The sequence below is a fragment of the Halodurantibacterium flavum genome (genome assembly GCF_042681825.1).
Classification (GTDB): Bacteria; Pseudomonadota; Alphaproteobacteria; order Rhodobacterales; family Rhodobacteraceae; genus Halodurantibacterium; species Halodurantibacterium flavum.
The window spans coordinates 14,496-32,854 of sequence record NZ_JBHUGH010000004.1; the positions used below are offsets into that span (position 1 = coordinate 14,496).

The following is an 18,359-nucleotide window of genomic DNA, read 5'->3' on the forward strand; positions in this document are numbered from 1 at the left end:
TGCGGTTGAGAGCAGAGGCATCATGATTATGCCAAGCGGAGATCCCAAAATGAAACATCATATCAAAGACATGAAGCGCCGCGCTCTGCATAACGCGGGCGCAGCATATTATGTTCTCGACTATCTCGCCCATTCCTTCCCGGTGCAGCTCTACGAGCCGTTCTCCGACAGTGAGGGCAATCTGTCGTCGCGGCCAGTCTACCGGGACGGCCAGCCGGTTGAGAGCCGGGAAGCCGTCGCCCGCCGCGACGAGATGATCGCCCGTTTGGCCAGCCTGCCGCCGGTTCCCGCCGCGCTGGATCAGCTGATCCAGCATTTTGGCACGGAGCATGTTGCGGAGGTCACGGGACGGTCGCGGCGGATCGTTCGCAAATCCACCCCGGGCGGCATCGACCGGCTCGCCGTCGAGAACCGCCCGGCCTCGGCCAACCTCGGCGAGGCGCAGGCCTTCATGGATGACGGCAAGCGCGTGCTGGTGTTCAGCGACGCCGGCGGGACGGGCAGGTCGTATCACGCCGATCTCGCGGCCAGGAACACCCGGCTGCGTGTCCACTATCTGCTGGAACCCGGTTGGCGGGCGGATGCGGCAATCCAGGGGCTCGGCCGCACCCACCGGACGAACCAGAAGCAACCACCGCTGTTCCGGCCGGTCGCGACGAATGTGAAAGCGCAGAAGCGCTTTCTCAGCACCATCGCGCGCCGCCTGGACACGCTGGGCGCGATCACGCGCGGCCAGCGCCAGACCGGCGGGCAGGGCCTGTTTCGCCCCGAGGACAATCTTGAATCGCCCTATGCGCGTGACGCCCTGCGCCAGCTCTATCTCCTGCTGGTGCGCGGCAAGGTCGAAGGGTGCAGCCTGGAAAGGTTCGAGGCGGCAACCGGCCTGAAGCTGATGGACTCGAACGGCATCAAGGATCAGCTCCCCGGCATCACCACTTTCCTGAATCGGCTGCTGGCGCTCACGATCCAGCTTCAGGATGTGCTGTTCACCGCTTTCGAAGGGCTGCTGGCCGCTCGGGTCGAGGGCGCCATCGCGTCGGGCACATATGACATGGGGCTGGAGACGTTGCGCGCCGAGAGCTTCATCGTCACCGACCGGCAGGTCATCTATACCCATCCCGGCACCGGGGCGGAAACCCGGCTCCTGACCATCACCCGCCGGGAGCGCAACCGGCCGGTCTCTCTGGTCGAGGCCCTGGAGCAACTTGACGATCCGCGCGCGAAGCTGCTGATCAACGAGCGGTCCAACCGTGCCGCAGTGCAGATCCCGACCACCAGCATCATGCTCGACGATGGCGACATGGAACGGCGCGTGCGGCTGATCCGTCCCATGGAGGCATTCAACATGCCCGTCAGGGCGATGGGCGAGACCCATTGGGTTGAGGTCGACCGGGCAACATTCGAAGCCGCCTGGAATACAGAGCTTGCCGAGGTGCCGGAATTTGCCGACAGCACGCTGCATATGGTCACGGGCCTTCTGCTCCCGATCTGGAAGCGGCTGCCGAACGAGTCCACCCGCGTCTATCGGCTGCAAACCGATACGGGCGAGCGGATCATTGGCCGCCGCGTCTCGCCCGCCTGGGCCGCGAGTGCCTCCGCCAGCGGCGTCGCGACCAGCTTGACCCCGGATCAGGCGCATGCGGCGCTGATCGAGGGGAAGACGATCCTCGATCTCACCGAGGGCCTCCAGCTCCGCCGCGTCCGGGTCATGGGCGCATACCGCATCGAACTGTCCGGTTTTACGGACGCGATGCGCGAGCGCCTTACGGCCTGGGGCCTGTTCCACGAGATCATCTCGTGGAAACTCAGGATGTTCGTGCCCATCGATGCAGCGGGCATCGCGGTGCTGGACCGGGTGCTGGGCCGATACCCGGTCCAGCGCATCGGTGAGCGAGAGGCGGCATGATGGCGCGTCTCAATGCCACCGATCTGGCGCAGCGTCTCGGCCGACAGGCCGAGGCGGTGTGCCGCTTCTATCTGTCGAACGGTCGCAAGAATGGCAACTACTGGCAGGTGGGCGATGCCCGCAACACGCAGGGGCGCTCGATGTTCGTCCGCCTCGCCGACAGCCCCAAGGGGCCGGCCGGAAAATGGTCCGACCCGGCGACCGGGGAACATGGCGACCTGCTGGATGTGATCCGGGAATCCCTTGGGTTGATGGACTTCGTCGACATCGCCGAGGAAGCGCGCCGCTTTCTCAGCCTGCCGCAACTCGATCCCGCACCATCGGCGCCCGGTCGGAAGGCACCCCCGTCACCATCGGGCTCGGCCGAGGCGGCACGACGGCTCCTCGCAATGACGCGGCCGATTTCGGGCACAGTCGTGAAAACATATCTGCGCAATCGCGGCATTCAGGATTTGCGCGACACCGGCTGCCTGCGCTTCCACCCGAACTGCTACTATCGGCCCGAAGGCGATGGACCGACCGGGACATGGCCCGCCATGATCGCCGCCGTCACCGACCTCGGCGGCACGGTCACCGGCGCGCACCGCACCTGGCTCGCGCGCGACGGCTCGGACAAGGCGCCTGTCGAACTGCCGCGCAAGGCGATGGGAGACCTCCTCGGTCACGCCGTCCGGTTCGGCACGGCCGACGACATCATGGCAGCGGGGGAGGGCATCGAAACCATCCTCTCGCTGCGGCAGATCCTGCCCGTCATGCCGATGGCATCCGCGCTTTCCGCCGGACATCTCGCAGCCATCATGTTCCCCTACGGCTTGCGCAGGCTCTACATCGTCCGCGACGACGATCCGGCAGGCGACGGCGCGCGGGACAGATTGATCGACCGCGCAACCGAAGCCGGAATCGAGGCAATACCGCTTTCGCCCATGCTGGGGGATTTCAACGAAGATCTCGTCTCGCGCGGGATCGATGCGCTCAGGACGGGCCTCCGGGCGCAACTCGCCCACCGGGACATCACCCGCTTCCTGATCCCGACGCCATAGCCTGAAACGGGACGTGGCCGATGGTTCGCCATCGCCATGCGCGTCCGGATGCACCGGCCATCGCAAAGGACCGCGCCTCGGCCTTCGAGAGGGCGAGCGGCCCACAAACGCCCCGGCCAGGCAATGCCCGCCTCCGGCTAATTTCCGCCGGCGGGGCAGAGGCCCCGCCTTTGCATCGCGAAAGAAAAATTAGCCGGACCCGGCCATCAAGACCCTCGCGCGAGCGCGAGGGCTGCCAGACCGGAGCGCCCGTGGGCTGGTCGTCGCCACGAAGGCCGCGACGGTCGCGGTCCACCCGATGGAGCATCCCATGAACGCGCAAGACGATTTCGTCCCCGACCACAGTTCGTCCCCGACCGACCATATCGTCCGGGATCTGGAACTCTACGGCTATCGTCCCGCCGAGGGCGAAGCCGACCCGAGGCCCGTCCCCGAAGACCGCATCATCCAGGGCGCAGTCGCCGACATCTTCGACGCCCTCATCTCCACCATGGCCGACACCAGCCTCGATTTCGACCTCGACGAGTTGCTCTGGTCGACCGTCAACATGTTCCACCGCGCCGTCGAGCGGATCGAGCGCAAGCTCGACGACAATGAGCAAGCGCAGAAACGCCTCCAGCGGGAACAGGACGGCTCCGAGGTGAAATCCGTCCAGCTCGAAAGCCTCATCGACCTCGGCCAGGCCCTGCTCGATCGCCGCGACAGCATGGAAGTCTTCCGCGAGACCGCCGCCGACATCTTCCTGCGGATCACCGGCACGCACTGGGCGCAGCGCTCGGGATCGCGGGTCAACCATCGCCACCTGACCGCCGCGATGATCGACAGCCGCGATTTCCTCGCCGCCAAGCGGCGCGCGGACAATGAGGTGCTGTTGCCCACAGGGCCGAAGATCGCCTTCTCGGGCGGTGACACCACCGACCACAAGCTGATCTGGGCCAAGCTCGATCAGGTCCATGCCAAGCACCCCGACATGGTGCTGCTGCATGGCGGATCGCCGAAGGGCGCCGAACGCATCGCCGCCACCTGGGCCAACAACCGCAAGGTGCCGCAGGTGGCCTTCAAACCCGACTGGACCCGCCATGCCAAAGCCGCGCCCTTCAAGCGCAACGACCAGATGCTCGACACCCTGCCTATCGGGATCCTGATCTACGCCGGCAGCGGCATCCAGGAGAACCTGGCCGACAAGGCCCGCAAGATGGGCATCCCGGTCTATCGCATCGAGTCGGGCAGCGCGTAAGCGCTGCCTTCCACATCATAACTGCCCGACTGGCAGCGAAAATCCACGCACGGAGCGGAATCGGCAACAATTTCCGCTCCCTCCACTGGCCTGTCCGTGATATGATTCAACTCGCGCCATGGTGGTGGTGGAAGGCGCGACCGTCAGAGCATTTTGAACGGAGACCCCACCATGATCATTCTCGGCACCTTTATGTCGGTCGCAGCCATTGGCGCAATGTGCTGGTTGCTTTTCACCCTTGCTGTATTCGCGCTGCCCTTCGCCACCGGCCTATGGACCGGGCTATGGGCCTATGATGTCGGCGCAGGCTGGTTCGGTTCCATCCTCATCGGTGGCTTTGCCGCCGGTCTGACCCTCGCCGTCGGTCAGGCCCTGCTGGCACTGATCCCCTTTGTCTGGGCGCGGCTTCTGATCGTAGCGGCTTTTGTCGCCCCGGCTGCCATTGCCGGCTATCACGCCATCCTGGGGATTGTTCGGCTGACCATGCCGTCGGAAACCTGGCAGGTCGTCTTCGCGGTGGTCGGTGCGGTCGCGGTCGGTATCACGGCCTTCACGCGCGTCGTTGGAATGGCGGCACCCGGCCCGTCGGACGGAACCCCTGCCCGCAGCTGAGCGGTGCGGGGCCGTTGGAGCGGGACCTGACCAGGCGCGATCCGCACTGTCCTCGTCATCCAGGTGGGCCGGAACGGGCGGCGGGCTCGGATCGGCGTCAGGCCCTCGTCGCGGCAGGTTGGGGCGCGGTGGTCGGCGGTGACCGAGCTCGGCGTCGGACCAGACCCGGATGAGGGCGGATGCCGGTGGGGTGGACGGGATGGGATGCGCGCGCGGCCTGGCAGGGCGGGTGCCAGGCCGGGGAACTTCGATCCGGTTCGACCTGCCGGTTCCTTCCGTTCACCATCCTCTCCATTTTCTTCCTGTCCCGAGACCGCTCCATACGGCCTCTTCAATGGCCTGATCTGCCCGAAGACCGGCTGCGCCTCGACCGTCTAGGCGCAACAGCGTCGTCGCAACTTTCTTCCCCTGCCGGCTGCGCCGTCATTCCTCGCGCGGCAAGAAAGTTCCTCCTTTGCCGTCCTCCGGCCCCTTCGGGGTGCGCCGCCGGTCGTCTTCGGCCGGACGATCGCCATCGAGGCCGCAATGGAGCGGGCTCGAAAACAGCAAACGGAGAAAGACAATGGCGACCATCGGCACCTTCAAGAAAACCGCCTCGAACGACTACACCGGCGATATTGTCACCCTCAGCGTCCAGGTCTCGGGCGTGCGCATCGTCCCCGACACCCGCGCCACCGGCGAAAACGCCCCCAGCCACCGGGTCCTGGTCGGCCGCGCCGAGATCGGCGCCGCCTGGTCCAAGCGCTCCAAGGAGGGCCGCGACTACCTGGGCCTCAAGCTCGACGATCCGAGCTTCACCGCCCCGATCTTCGCCAACCTCTTCGACGACGAGGACGGCGAGGGTTACAGCCTGATCTGGTCCCGCTCCAACGGCCGCCGCGGCGACTGAGTGCGGGACAGGGCCCCGGCCGAAAGGCCGGGGCCAACTCCTTGCTCCGACAGACGCGCCGAGACACTGGCGGCGCCAGAGCCGCCGGTGTCATTCGCGCGTGAGGCTCGGGCGTTCTGCCCGGTCGCTGGTTTACGCCAGCAGAGGATCGACGATGCCTGCAAGGGGCAGAGCCCCTCGCCGCCCTCTTCGAATGAAGGGGCAGGGCGACCCCGCCCCCTCATGCTCCCCCACCCCGAAAGGGTGTCGGGCCATCAACGGACACGACGCCTGGTCGGCGTCGTGGAACTTCTCTCTCTGACTTCCAAGCCTACGCCAGCCCATCCGGCGTCAAGGACGTCGCGGCCCCTCCAATTTTTCCGACATGCCGCTGCCCGGCATGACAGAAAAATCGGTTCCTCCGCTCGCCGCGTTGCGGCCGCTTGCGCGGTCCCTGACCGCGGATGGTCAACAGCGTGGGCTTCCTTCGTCAGAGAGACGAAAGGAGATCATCCATGACACAGTACAACATCATCCGCATCGATGCCGGCAGTGCCGCCTATTGGGCGCAGCTGAAAGACGCATACCGGCTCATCCGGGAGGCCGAGGAGGCGGGTGCACTTACCCTGAAAGCGCCGATGTATCTGCACGGAGGCTATGACGAAGACGGCGATGTGATCGTCATCGAGAACCTCGAACCTTTCGACGCCTTCGACGAGGCCATCCGTCGCCTGGAGGCGAACGACACCGCGGTCAGGATCCTCGCCGCGCAGCGCCGCACCTATCTCTGCGACGCGCGTCTCAATGCGTAGCGGCGTCCTCGCCTCGTCCGAAAGCCTCGCTGCCCGGATCGACCGGGCGGCGAGGCTCGCGAAAGGGGGCACGCCCCCTCTCCCTGCTCTCCCCATGAGGGGGCAGGGAAACCCCGCCCCCTCAAACACCCCCACCCATGGGGAAGGGAACGGTTCCCTCCTCCCTTCCCCAAAACCCCATCCCTCGCCCGGCGGGCGGCCTTGCCGCCGCCAGCGAGGTGCCGGAGCCGGATGCAAGCGAATCAGAGGCGGGCCGGGGTAAGGCAAAGTCTTGCCCGGCACCGATCACAGGTGGATTTTTCCGGTAAATACGACTACTATAGCCGTAGTTGTAGCGAGTGACCCTGTGCCGGTGGGAGGTGATCATGAATGATCACCTCGCATCAAACACGGGCCGCGCGCGCATTACTGGGCTGGACACAGGAGATGCTCGCCGACAGGGCCAAGGTCTCGCTGACGGCGCTCAAACGCATGGAGTCGGCCAATGGCCTTCGCGTCTATGAAAGCACCGCCGATCAGGTGCGTCGGGCATTCGAGGCGGCGGGCGTGTTCTTCATCAACTCCAGCCTGCATATCGGAGTGATGGTCGATGAAACGCGACGGGAAAACAGGCAATAGGGCGTCTCTTGGAAAATTTCTGTGGTTGCCGAAGCCATGCGCGGAATATTGCCGTTTACCGATCACAGCTTTGCGATACTCTATCTCTCGTTCAATCACCCAGCGTCATGGACAGGGGAAGGTCTGATGACGTCGATCTCTTTTCTTGACGAGGCTCCGACCGGGGATCTGCTTACCGACTACGACCGGCGCAATGTGAAACTCTACCTGCGGCTGCTCGATGCGGAAGCCGATGGTGCGCAGTGGGAAGATGCCGTCGAGGTCATCTTCGGCATCGATCCCGTCATGCAGCCCGAGCGGGCGCGCAAGGTCCATGACAGTCATCTGGCTCGTGCCCACTGGATGACCGAGCATGGCTACAAGATTCTGCGGCGTGGTCGGCCGAACTGAACCTGGCGTGTTGTCGGCGGCGCAAGGCGGTTTGCGCGGGGCACATCTTCCCATTGTGGAGAATTGTCGGGATCATACTCCCCTTAAACGTGTGTTCGTTGTGCGGGAGTAATACCATGAGACCCGACACGTCGCGCTGGCGCGCATCGTCGTTTTACGACTTCATAGACCGGGCCGGAGTTGATGATCTCGCCTGGGAATGCCTGCGGCGAAACCGCGACTACCAGAATGACTATGCCCGGTTGCGCCGCAACAAGGCTTTGGACTTGCCGGTGCCCGAAGAGATGGAGACCCGCTGGGGTTTGCGATTTCGCGGCCCGGCCGCGCCTGTCCGCCTCTGAGCAACCCATCTTCTGGAGCGAGGAGGCAAACACCAGCGTCCTCCGCCTGGTGACCAGCCTCCCGGTTCCTCCGGATGACCAGATCACCCTGCGCGCCTTTCTGGATGGCGAGGTGAAGGCTGCGCCCGATGCGCTTCATATCCTGTTGCGGAGTCTCGATCCTGGCCTCGTCGTCATTCTCGATGCCCGCAGCGATCCAGAGGATCCTCTTGCAGCCCTCATCCCACTTGGCCGCGATGGGCTCGACCGGCTGGCGGCGCTGGATCGGCTGCTCCGCCACCTGCATGGCTACAAGGTGCCGCCAGACCGGCGATTGACCACACAACAACGCCGGCGCCTCAAGGCCATGCTGCGGGCGGTCGATGGTCAGCAACACCATGCCCGCCAGCGCGAGATCGCCGAGGCGATCTTCGGCGCCGATCGGATCGTGGAGGAGCCTTGGCAGACCTCCCCGCTCCGTGACGTCGTCCGCGATCTTCTGAAGGATGGCGCCGCGATGATCGCGGGCGGTTATCGCAGGCTTCTGCGCTATCGCCGCCGATAGCGCGCCCGCCCACGATCAGGGGTGGGGGAAACAGACCCCCCCTGAATTCCCCCTCCCTCCTCGCCCGCGTTCTTCGCCACCTTGGCCCTTGTTCGCCGCACCACACCTGCGGCGCCAATCCCGGCTACGGAGGCATCCATGAACGTCAACCCCCATCATCCGCCGCCGCGCTTCCTGCGCACCAAGGAGGCGGCCGATTTCCTGGGCCTCTCGCCCCGCACGCTGGAAAAGCACCGGACCTATGGCACCGGACCGATCTTCCACAAGCTTGGCGGGCGCGTGGTCTACGCCATCGACGAGCTTGAATCCTGGGCCGCCAAGGGCAAGGTCACCTCGACCTCGGATCCGCGCGGCGCCGTGCTGCCCGCCAAGCGCCACAACATGGTGCCGCAGCCCCATGCCGGCCGATACGCGCGCTGAGGTCTTCATCCATGTCACGGCGCAACCTTCCGTCTTCCGAGCGCACCAGGCTCGATCCTTTCGTGGTGGCCTCCGGCGATGCCAGCCCGCGCGATCAACGCGACCTCATGGAACGTCCCTTTTTCTCGCTCGCCAAATCGCGGCGCACGGTGCCGATCCTCTATGAAGCCGGTGGCGTCCGCGTCGAGGTCTTTGCGGTGCCCGAACATGGCATGGCGACGATCTGGGATGCCGATGTGCTGATCTGGGCCGCCGGGCAGATCGTCGAAGCCGAGAACCTCGGGCTGAAGACCTCGCGTTTCCTGCGCTTCACGCCCTATCATCTGCTGACCGCTGTGGGCCGGGAAACCGGGGCCAGCGACTACAAACTGCTGAAGGGCGCGCTGGCCCGGCTGCAATCGACGGTTATCCGCACCACGATCCGGCAGGGCGAGCATTGGCGACGCCATCAGTTTTCCTGGATCAATGAATGGGAAGAACTGACGCGCCGCGACGGCCGCGTCGAGGGCATGGAATTCGTCCTACCCGACTGGTTTTATCGCGGGGTCATTGATCGATCGTTGGTCCTCGCTATCGACCCGGCATATTTCCGGCTCAAGGGCGGGATCGAGCGCTGGCTCTACCGTGTCGCACGCAAGCACGCCGGCCGGCAGGCGGATGGCTGGCTGTTCGATATTCCCCATCTTCACGAGAAATCCGGCTCTCTCGCGCGCGTCTCCGACTTCGCGCTCCAGATCCGCCGTCTCGCGGCGCGGCAATCCCTGCCCGGATACAGCCTGCGCATAGAACATGACGGGTGCCGAGAACTGTTGCGCATCCTTCCCGCGAAGTTATCCACAGCTTCTGTGGATAACTCTGTGAAAGCCATCGGGAGATCGCACGCAACCCGCATCGGGAGATCACACGCAGGGCCTTCGGGAGATCACACGCACAAACACCAGCTAAGTCTCTGGCCTGAAACAACGATTCCGGGCCTTAACTTAGAGTCTAACAGAGAGACTAACTTGATGTTGGGCCGGGAGGTCGGGGACAACGCCAGATCGGCCCCCCCCGAACCGCCCTCATCCAAGGCGATCATCGACACGTCTTTCCGCAAAGACGCGGATACGGCGGAACCCGTCGCAGCTGAAGCAGGACCCCGGAACGGGGGGCGGCAATGATCGTCGCGCTCCTGAACCAGAAGGGTGGGGTCGGCAAAACGACCCTCGCTTTGCACCTCGCCGGGGCCTGGGCCGCGAAGGGGCTGCGCGTCACGCTGATCGACGCCGACCCGCAAGGCTCGGCCCTCGACTGGTCGGAGCGACGCGGGCACGAAGGATTGCCGCGTCTCTTCGGTGTGATCGGCCTTGCGCGCGATACCTTGCACCGCGAAGTGCCGGAATTGGCGCGTAGCGCCGATCGTATCGTGATCGACGGGCCGCCGCGCGTCGCCGGCCTCATGCGCTCTGCGCTGCTCGCCGCCGACATGGTGCTGATCCCGGTCCAGCCTTCGCCGTTCGACGGCTGGGCCTCGGCCGAGATGCTGGCGCTTCTCGGCGAGGCGCGCGTCTATCGCCCGGACCTGGCGGCGCGCTTCGTCCTCAATCGCTGCGCCGCGCGCACCGTCATCGCCCGCGAAACCGCCGAAGGCCTGGCCGATCACGACCCGCCGCTGCTCGCCACCTCCATCGGCCAGCGCGTGGTCTTCGCGCAGGCCGCGCAGACCGGGCGGCTCGCCTCCGAGGTGGATGGCGACAGCACCGCCGCCCGCGAGGTCGCGGCGCTGGCCGAGGAGATCGACCGGCTCGGGATCGGGAGGATCACGCCATGACGATCCTGACCGGAGATTGCCGGGACCACATGCCCTGGCATGGTCCATACGACCTGATCCTGGCCGATCCGCCCTATGGCGATACCTCGCTGGACTGGGACCGGCGTGTCGAGGGCTGGCTGCCGCTCGCCCGCGCCGCGTTGCGGCGCACGGGCTCGATCTGGGTGTTCGGCTCGCTGCGCAGCTTCATGGCGACGGCGGATCACTTCGCGGCCGCTGGCCTGAAGCTCGCGCAGGAGATCGTCTGGGAGAAGCAGAACGGCTCCGGCTTCCACGCCGACCGTTTCAAACGCGTCCATGAACTGGCCGTCCAGTTCTATCCCGCCGAGACGCCTTGGCGCGACATCTACAACATGGTGCAGACTACGCCGGACGCGACCGGGCGGACGGTGCGGCGCAAGCGCCGCCCGCCGCATACCGGCCAGATCGCGGCCGGACACTATGTGAGTGAAGACGGCGGACCGCGGCTGATGCGCTCGGTACTCTACCTGCGCAACGCCCATGGCCGCGCCATTCATCCGACCGAAAAGCCGGTTTCGCTGCTGGAGATCCTGATCCGCACCAGTTGCCCGGAGGGCGGGCTGGTCGGCGACTGGTTCGCCGGATCGGGCGCTGCCGGTGAAGCCTGCCGGCTCACCGGCCGTCGCTACCTTGGCTGCGAAATCGACCCGGCGATGGCGGGACGCGCACGCGACCGCCTCGCATCCTTGCTGCCGTTCCATGACGGAGGCCCGACATGACTCGTCACCGAAAACCGCACGGCTTCGCCACGCGTCCCGGCGATCCGGAAGGCTGGATCAGAACGGCAGATGCGCCGTCGAGGCCCGCTCGGGACGCCGCCGGGTTCACCGCGCGGCTGACCGTGGACATCACACCGTCGCTGCGCGGCCGGATCAAGATCGCGGCCTTCCAGCGCGGCGAGACCGTCGCCGACATGCTGCGCGATCTGCTCGCGCGCGAGTTTCCTCCCGATGACGGAGAGACGCCATGAACGGTTTTCCTGACCGCCGCATGGGTGGCCACCCACTGCCGAACGACGCGCCGCCCTTCACCACGCTGGTCCATCTGACCTGGGTCGAGGGCCGGATCGAACATTGGATCCGTTTCGGCAAGAAGAGCTTCGAGCGCGTCCTCGACCGTCACAGTCGCCTGGTCGGCTTCGCGCCCGGCAACATCTTCGCCCTCGTCCGCTGGGCGTCGAACGACTATGGCACGGTCATCTCGCGCATCGACATCCTGCGCGCGATCGACCGGGCCGAGCCGTTCCAGAAGCTGCCATTCGTGCGCCCCGGCGGGGAGTTGCTCCTGAAGCTCGAGGGCTGGCCAAAAGTCGAGCGCGTGCTCCAGCTCATCGACGCGATCGAGGCGCTCCGTATCGACCCGGTCCAGGCCGCGCCCGACTACTGGCGCCATGTCCACAACCGGCTGACCGTCGGTGCCGAGCCGCGCGTCTATACGCGCGACCAGCACCGCGCCTGGCTGGCGCGCCGGAGCATCCTGTCATGACGCGGCGCGGTTTGATCGCCGCTGCGATGCTTGCCGGCTGCGCGCTGATCGCGGTTCCCCTTGTGACCGGCCACGCTCCCCGGCTGATCTGGAATGCGTCGGCCAGCGTACCGCTTGGCCTCTATTCTGTTGCTCCGCCAGGAAGCATCGCGATCGGCGATCTGGTCGCCGTCGCGCTGCCCGAGGATCTTGCCGCCTTCTTCGACGCGCGCGGCTATCTGCCGCGCGGTGTGCCGCTGATCAAGCGGGTGCTGGCACTGCCAGGCACCGAAGTCTGCCGCAGCGGCAGGACGATCTTTGCCCATGGCCGCGCCTGGGGAGAGGTGCAGGCACATGATAGCGCCGGCCGCGATCTACCGGACTGGCAGGGCTGCCGCGTGATCGCCGAGGGCGAGGCATTCCTCATGAACTGGGACGCGCCGGACAGCCTCGACGGGCGCTACTTCGGCCCGCTTCCGCTTGCCTCCATCACCGCCCGTCTGACGCCGATCTGGACCGATCGAGACGGCGACGGGCGCTTCGAATGGCGGGCGCCGATGCGGTGAGCGCCCGACCTCCGGTCGGCGCGTCCCACGCGCCGGTCGCCACCATCACCGCCCATGAAAGGACCAGACCCATGCCCCAGATCGGTGAATTCACCCGCGACAAATCCGGCTTCTCGGGCCGCATCACGACGCTTACCCTCGACGCCGAGATCGCGATCCTGCCGGCTGATCCCTCGGACGCCGAAAACGCGCCCGATCATCGCGTCCATCTCGGACCCGATGACACGGCGCCCGAGATTGGCGCCGCCTGGACGCGCACCGGCGAGCGGGCCGGCGAGTATCTCTCGGTGCTGATCGACGATCCGGCACTGCCGCATCCGATCCGCGCCAACCTGTTTCAGAACGGCGGCGATGCGACGTCGTGGTCGCTGAACTGGAACCGTCCGCCGAAACGCGACGCGAAGGATTGAGCGATGCCGCTGATCCGCATCCGGCTTCACCAAGCGCTTGCGTCCGGGCGGTCTCGCGCCGCCCGGCGCATCGCCTTCTTCCTCCTTTCCGGCCTCACCCTTTCCGTCGCGCCAGCCGTCTCCGTGCTGGCGCAGGATGCACCGCCCCCCGGACATTCGGTGAGCGATCCCCATGCAGCCCATATCGCCGAGGCCGCGCAGCGGTTCGGCGTTCCCGAGCTGTGGATCCGGGCAGTCCTGCGCGTGGAAAGCGCCGGCAATGTGCATGCGATCTCCGCGGCCGGGGCGATGGGGCTGATGCAGGTCATGCCCGAGACCTGGGCCGGTCTGCGCGCGCGGTATGGGCTCGGAGACGACCCCTATCTGCCGCGCGACAACATCCTCGCCGGCACCGCCTATCTGCGCGAAATGTGGGACCGCTACGGCAACGCAGGCGCGATGCTCGCGGCCTACAATGCCGGCCCTGGACGCTATGACGAGTTCCTTGCATCGGGGCGCGTGCTGCCTGCCGAAACCCGCGCATATGTCGCCGCACTCGCGCCGCTTCTCGGTGGCCATCTGCTGCCCGAAGGTGTCGTCGCTGTTGCTCCACTGCCGTCCGACTGGCGCGAGGCATCGCTCTTTGCCGCGCCTTCGAGCGGCCCGGATGCTGGGCCGGGTTTGCACGGCGAGCGCCTCCCTAACCGCGCGGCATCCGAACCGTCCACGCCCGAGAACCCGCACGCTCTTGCCCCTTCCGGCGAGCTGTTCGTGACGCGATCCGTGCCGGGAGCTGCGCCATGACCGGGATCGCGGGATTTTGCGGTGCAGCGGGATGCAGGGGAGGATCGGCGGAAGGACGGGGAGGGCCGAGAAGCGCGACAGAATTATGGCTAGATAAAAGCCCCGGCCCGCCAACGACCAAACCATTGACATGGCATGTCTTTTGGCGTGCCGGCCGGTCGGCGGCGGTGCCGCTGTTTTCTGATTTTCCCGTGATTTCAAGGGTGTTTTCGGCACTGGCCAGTGTTTTCCGGCGAATGGAGGACCGAGATGGGCAATGATGAGCACGAGTTTCGGATCCGTCCCGGCCGTCCGCGCTCGACCCCTGCACCGCGCGCAAAGAGCTTCATCAATCAGGTGCTGCGCGCCGCCCGCAAGGCGGGCCCGGTCAGCGCAATCGCGAAATCGGGACGCCCGTCCCGCGCCGGCAAATCGACCTTCGGTCGCGGCCGGACCAGCTTCGGGCGTTCGCGGCTGTTTGGCTCGACCCGGCGGGTCGTGGTGAAGGCCAAGATCGCCCGGCATCGGGGACGCGCCTTCTGCTCGGCGCCCATGTCTGCGCATCTCTCCTATCTCCAGCGCGACGGCGTCACCCGAGATGGCGAGGATGGTGCCATGTTCGATGGCGAGATCGACCGCGCCGATGACATCGCCTTCGCCGAACGGTGTCAGGACGATCGCCACCATTTCCGGTTCATCATCTCGCCCGAGGATGCGGGCGACATGACGGATCTGCGGGGGTTCACCCGCGACCTGGTTCAGCAGATGGAAGCCGATCTCGGAACGAAGCTCGACTGGGTGGCCGTCGATCACTGGAACACCGACAATCCGCATGTGCATCTGCTGGTGCGCGGCGTCGATGAGGCCGGGGCCGACCTGGTGATTTCCCGCGACTATATCAGCCACGGCCTGCGCTCTCGCGCCGAAGATCTGGTTTCGCTCGAACTCGGGCCGAAGCCCGAGCACGAAATCCGCTCCGCTCTCGAACGGGAAGTCACCGCCGAACGCTGGACCCGGCTAGACGTCGAAATCCGGTTCAACGCCGATGAACTGGGCTTTGTCGATCTGCGCACGGCACCGCAGACGACGGGCGATCCTCGCACCGGCGATCCCGAGATCCGGCGGCTGATGATCGGCCGGCTTCAGCACCTCGAAAAGCTGGGCCTCGCCACGCCGGCCGGTCCGAGCGAATGGATGTTGGAACTGGGGGCCGAGCGCACCCTGCGCGATCTCGGGATGCGCGGCGATATCATCAAGACCATGCACCGCGCCTTTGCCGAGCGGGGCGAGGACCGCGGCATCGCGGATTTCGTTCCGAACAGTGCGCTATCGGGTCCGCCCGTCATCGGAAAGCTGATCGAGAAGGGGCTGCACGATGAGCTGACCGGCGAAGCCTATGCGGTGATCGACGGCACCGACGGGCGCGCGCATCACGTCAGCCTCCGTGGGGTCGAAGCCTTCGACAACGCTCCGCCGATCGGTGGCATCGTCGAGGTGCGTCGTTTCGGCGGCGCAGAGGACGCGCGGCCGACACTGGTGCTCGCCAACCGATCCGATCTCGATCTTGAAAGGCAGATCACCGCTCCCGGCGCGACCTGGCTTGACCACCGGCTCGTGGAACGCGAACCCATCCCGCTTGCCATGGGCGGCTTCGGGCGCGAGGTCCGCGAGGCTATGGACGCACGCGCCGAGCATCTCGTCGAGGAGGGTCTCGCCCGCCGTGAGGGGCAGCGGATCGTCCTGGGGCGCAACCTGCTGGCGACGCTGCGGCGCCGGGAACTCGATGCCGTGGGTGAGCAACTCTCGGCCGAGACCGGGTTGACGCATGTGAAGACGAAGGCAGGCGACTACGTGGCCGGCGCCTATCGTCGTCAACTCACCCTCACCTCTGGCCGCTTCGCCATGATCGATGACGGACTCGGTTTCCAATTGGTGCCGTGGTCGCGCGAGATCGAGGACAAGCTCGGCCAGCACATCGCCGGCACCGCCAAATCCGGCGGCGGCATCGAATGGTCGCTGGGGCGCAAGCGCGATCTCGGCCTCTGACAGAAGGAACCCGCCCATGTCTGGCACGAAAATCCTCTGGGGCCAGATCAGCCTCGTCTTCCTGATCGTCCTGGTCTTCATCTGGGCCGGCACGCAATGGGTGGCCTGGCGGCTCGGTTTCCAGCCGCAGCTCGGCCCTCCCTGGTTCGACCTCGGCGGCTGGCCGGTCTACTACCCGCCGGCGATCTTCTGGTGGTGGTATTTCTACGACGCCTATGCGCCGCATATCTTTGTTGAAGGCGGGCTGATCGCCGCGGCAGGCGGCTTTCTCGCCATCGCGATCGCGATCACCATGTCGGTGATGCGGGCGCGTGAGGCCAGCGACATCGACACTTATGGGTCCGCACGTTGGGCGGGGAAGAAGGAGGTGCAGGCTGCCGGTCTGCTTGGCCCCGATGGCGTTGTACTTGGCCGATACGAGCGGGACTATTTGCGCCATGACGGGCCCGAGCATATCCTCTGTTTCGCGCCGACGCGATCCGGCAAGGGCGTCGGCCTCGTCGTGCCGACGCTGCTTACCTGGCCGGGCTCGGCCATCGTCCATGACATCAAGGGCGAGAACTGGCACCTGACCGCGGGCTTTCGCGGTCGGCATGGAAGGGTGCTGCTCTTCGACCCGACCAATGCGGCCTCCGCTGCCTACAATCCGCTGCTCGAAGTCCGGCGAGGCGAATGGGAGGTGCGCGACGTCCAGAACGTCGCCGATGTGCTGGTCGATCCCGAGGGATCGCTCGACAAGCGCAATCACTGGGAGAAGACCTCGCATTCGCTGCTGGTGGGCGCGATCCTGCATGTCCTCTACGCCGGGAAGGACAAGACCCTGGCAGGGGTCGCGGCCTTCCTCTCCGATCCTCGCCATCCGATCGAGACGACGCTGAAGGCGATGATGACCACCCCGCATCTGGGCGAGGCCGGGCCACATCCGGTGATCGCCTCGACCGCGCGCGAACTGCTGAACAAGAGCGACAACGAACGGTCAGGGGTGCTGTCGACGGCGATGTCGTTTCTCGGCCTCTACCGCGACCCGGTGGTTGCGACCGTCACAGCGCGTTGCGACTGGCGCATCGCCGATCTGATCGCCGACGACAGGCCGTCCACGCTCTACCTCGTGGTGCCGCCCTCGGACATCTCGCGCACCAAGCCACTGATCCGCCTGGTCCTGAACCAGATCGGCCGCCGCCTGACCGAGGATCTGCACGCAAAGGATCGCAAGCATCGGGTGCTGATGCTGCTCGACGAGTTCCCGGCGCTCGGGCGGCTGGATTTCTTCGAGAGCGCGCTCGCCTTCATGGCGGGGTATGGGATCAAGTCCTTCCTGATCGCGCAGAGCCTCAACCAGATCGAGAAGGCCTATGGGGCAAACAACTCGATCCTCGACAACTGCCATGTCCGGGTTAGCTTTGCCACCAACGACGAGCGCACCGCCAAACGGGTGTCGGATTCGCTTGGCACCGCGACCGAGATGAAGGCGATGCAGAACTATGCCGGCAGCCGCCTTGCCCCCTGGCTTGGCCATATCATGGTCTCGCGCTCGGAAACCGCCCGCCAGCTGATGACGCCGGGCGAGATCATGCAACTGCCGCCGGACGAGGAGATCGTCATGGTCGCGGGCACGCCGCCGATCCGGGCGATGAAGGCGCGCTACTATGCCGACCCGCGCTTTACCGAGCGGGTTCTGCCGCCGCCCGATCCGCGCAAGGTCGTGCCTTCGAAGCGCCCCGACGGCTGGTCGGACCGGGCGCCGCAACAACCGGATGCCGTCCTCCTGGCCGCTGTCGAGGAGGCCGAGAACAAAAGGCAGGATCGGGCCAACTCCAGTCTGCGGCGCGAGCCCGAGCTGCCCCAGCATGTCGAGATCGTTCACGAAACGAAAGCGCCGGAAAAGGAACCGGAACTCTCCATCCTCGAGGACACCGCCGACGAGCGCATCCGCCAGGCCCAGGTCCTGCGGGGCCGGATGCGTGGCCTTGCCCGCCAGGTGTCGATGGACCCCGGCGACGATATTCCCATGTGAGGAGGCTTGCGATGCGGATCAGAATGAATGTCTATTTCCCGCCCGCCATGATGCGCGACATCACCGACCTTGCCGACAAGAAGAAGGTCTCGCGATCCTCGGTGATCGAGGCGGCCGTGGCCTCCTTCCTCTCGCCCGACGATGCCGACCGGCGCGAGGCGGCCTTCACCCGGAGGCTTGACCGCATGTCGCGCCAGCTGATGCGGCTGGAGCGCGATGTCGGACTCAGCGCCGAGACACTCGCGCTCTTCGTCCGCTATTGGCTGACCATAACCCCGCCGCTGCCGCCCGAAAGTCAAGCCACCGCCCAGGCCAAGGGCCGGGAACGGTTCGAGGGCTTCATCGAGATGCTCGGCCGCCGGCTTCAGTCCGGCGAGAGCTTCCTCAAGGAGATCCCCGAGGACATCGCGCCATCCGCTGGAACCGGGCATGACGAGTAACAAGCCTTGTGCGGAGCAGGCCAAGAGAGTATATACGT

Annotated in this window: 21 protein-coding genes and 1 pseudogene; all 22 read left to right on the top strand. The window is 66.0% G+C overall.

Annotated features, from left to right (window positions below; genetic code table 11):
- Positions 1-109 precede the first annotated feature (109 nt).
- A pseudogene (locus ACFSGJ_RS06305) lies at positions 110-1,906 on the top strand (strawberry notch C-terminal domain-containing protein); the annotation flags it as partial.
- The gene (locus ACFSGJ_RS06310) at positions 1,906-2,946 is read left to right on the top strand and encodes a DUF7146 domain-containing protein (protein ID WP_390260195.1); all 1,041 of its coding nucleotides are present in this window, start codon (positions 1,906-1,908) and stop codon (positions 2,944-2,946) included. The pseudogene ACFSGJ_RS06305 and the gene ACFSGJ_RS06310, both read left to right, overlap by 1 nt.
- Before the next feature lie 310 nt (positions 2,947-3,256).
- A complete protein-coding gene (locus tag ACFSGJ_RS06315; protein ID WP_390260147.1) occupies positions 3,257-4,183 on the top strand; it encodes a DUF2493 domain-containing protein in 927 nt (308 codons plus the stop codon).
- A 171-nt stretch (positions 4,184-4,354) separates the two neighbouring features.
- Entirely contained in the window at positions 4,355-4,795 is a 441-nt protein-coding gene (locus ACFSGJ_RS06320) for a hypothetical protein (RefSeq protein WP_390260148.1), read from the top strand.
- Positions 4,796-5,357: 562 nt separating this feature from the next.
- Positions 5,358-5,684: a DUF736 domain-containing protein gene (locus ACFSGJ_RS06325; RefSeq protein WP_390260149.1), complete on the top strand. Its 327-nt coding sequence runs from the start codon at positions 5,358-5,360 to the stop codon at positions 5,682-5,684.
- Between the two features lie 494 nt (positions 5,685-6,178).
- Positions 6,179-6,475, top strand: a complete 297-nt coding sequence (locus tag ACFSGJ_RS06330; RefSeq protein ID WP_390260150.1) for a hypothetical protein — start codon at positions 6,179-6,181, stop codon at positions 6,473-6,475.
- Between the two features lie 369 nt (positions 6,476-6,844).
- Positions 6,845-7,093 (top strand): helix-turn-helix domain-containing protein, encoded by a 249-nt coding sequence (locus tag ACFSGJ_RS06335; protein WP_390260151.1) that lies wholly within the window; start codon positions 6,845-6,847, stop codon positions 7,091-7,093.
- A 126-nt stretch (positions 7,094-7,219) separates the two neighbouring features.
- A complete protein-coding gene (locus tag ACFSGJ_RS06340) occupies positions 7,220-7,483 on the top strand; it encodes a DUF2285 domain-containing protein (RefSeq protein ID WP_390260152.1) in 264 nt (87 codons plus the stop codon).
- 116 nt (positions 7,484-7,599) lie between these two features.
- Positions 7,600-7,824 (top strand): transcriptional regulator domain-containing protein, encoded by a 225-nt coding sequence (locus ACFSGJ_RS06345; protein ID WP_390260153.1) that lies wholly within the window; start codon positions 7,600-7,602, stop codon positions 7,822-7,824.
- A gap of 112 nt (positions 7,825-7,936) precedes the next feature.
- Positions 7,937-8,368, top strand: coding sequence for a DUF2285 domain-containing protein (locus ACFSGJ_RS06350; protein WP_390260154.1), 432 nt, complete (start codon positions 7,937-7,939; stop codon positions 8,366-8,368).
- A 138-nt stretch (positions 8,369-8,506) separates the two neighbouring features.
- A complete protein-coding gene (locus ACFSGJ_RS06355) occupies positions 8,507-8,788 on the top strand; it encodes a helix-turn-helix transcriptional regulator (RefSeq protein WP_390260155.1) in 282 nt (93 codons plus the stop codon).
- Positions 8,789-8,799: 11 nt separating this feature from the next.
- A complete protein-coding gene (locus ACFSGJ_RS06360; protein WP_390260156.1) occupies positions 8,800-9,948 on the top strand; it encodes a replication initiator protein A in 1,149 nt (382 codons plus the stop codon).
- Positions 9,945-10,598: a ParA family partition ATPase gene (gene parA, locus ACFSGJ_RS06365; protein ID WP_390260157.1), complete on the top strand. Its 654-nt coding sequence runs from the start codon at positions 9,945-9,947 to the stop codon at positions 10,596-10,598. Before ACFSGJ_RS06360 ends, parA begins: the two co-directional genes overlap by 4 nt.
- Positions 10,595-11,338, top strand: a complete 744-nt coding sequence (locus ACFSGJ_RS06370) for a DNA-methyltransferase (RefSeq protein ID WP_390260158.1) — start codon at positions 10,595-10,597, stop codon at positions 11,336-11,338. The genes parA and ACFSGJ_RS06370 overlap by 4 nt, the downstream gene beginning before the upstream one ends.
- Positions 11,335-11,589: a hypothetical protein gene (locus ACFSGJ_RS06375; RefSeq protein WP_390260159.1), complete on the top strand. Its 255-nt coding sequence runs from the start codon at positions 11,335-11,337 to the stop codon at positions 11,587-11,589. The genes ACFSGJ_RS06370 and ACFSGJ_RS06375 overlap by 4 nt, the downstream gene beginning before the upstream one ends.
- Positions 11,586-12,104: a DUF2840 domain-containing protein gene (locus ACFSGJ_RS06380; protein WP_390260160.1), complete on the top strand. Its 519-nt coding sequence runs from the start codon at positions 11,586-11,588 to the stop codon at positions 12,102-12,104. The genes ACFSGJ_RS06375 and ACFSGJ_RS06380 overlap by 4 nt, the downstream gene beginning before the upstream one ends.
- Positions 12,101-12,649, top strand: a complete 549-nt coding sequence (locus tag ACFSGJ_RS06385; protein ID WP_390260161.1) for a S26 family signal peptidase — start codon at positions 12,101-12,103, stop codon at positions 12,647-12,649. Before ACFSGJ_RS06380 ends, ACFSGJ_RS06385 begins: the two co-directional genes overlap by 4 nt.
- A gap of 71 nt (positions 12,650-12,720) precedes the next feature.
- On the top strand, positions 12,721-13,059 hold the full coding sequence (locus ACFSGJ_RS06390) for a DUF736 domain-containing protein (RefSeq protein WP_390260162.1): 339 nt from the start codon (positions 12,721-12,723) through the stop codon (positions 13,057-13,059).
- A 3-nt stretch (positions 13,060-13,062) separates the two neighbouring features.
- Complete coding sequence (locus ACFSGJ_RS06395; RefSeq protein WP_390260163.1) at positions 13,063-13,842, top strand: lytic transglycosylase domain-containing protein; 780 nt, start codon at positions 13,063-13,065, stop codon at positions 13,840-13,842.
- Positions 13,843-14,091: 249 nt separating this feature from the next.
- Positions 14,092-15,867, top strand: a complete 1,776-nt coding sequence (locus tag ACFSGJ_RS06400) for a relaxase/mobilization nuclease domain-containing protein (protein WP_390260164.1) — start codon at positions 14,092-14,094, stop codon at positions 15,865-15,867.
- Positions 15,868-15,883: 16 nt separating this feature from the next.
- On the top strand, positions 15,884-17,881 hold the full coding sequence (locus ACFSGJ_RS06405) for a conjugal transfer protein TraG (protein ID WP_390260165.1): 1,998 nt from the start codon (positions 15,884-15,886) through the stop codon (positions 17,879-17,881).
- Positions 17,882-17,892: 11 nt separating this feature from the next.
- The gene (locus ACFSGJ_RS06410) at positions 17,893-18,321 is read left to right on the top strand and encodes a CopG family transcriptional regulator (RefSeq protein WP_390260166.1); all 429 of its coding nucleotides are present in this window, start codon (positions 17,893-17,895) and stop codon (positions 18,319-18,321) included.
- Positions 18,322-18,359: the final 38 nt, after the last annotated feature.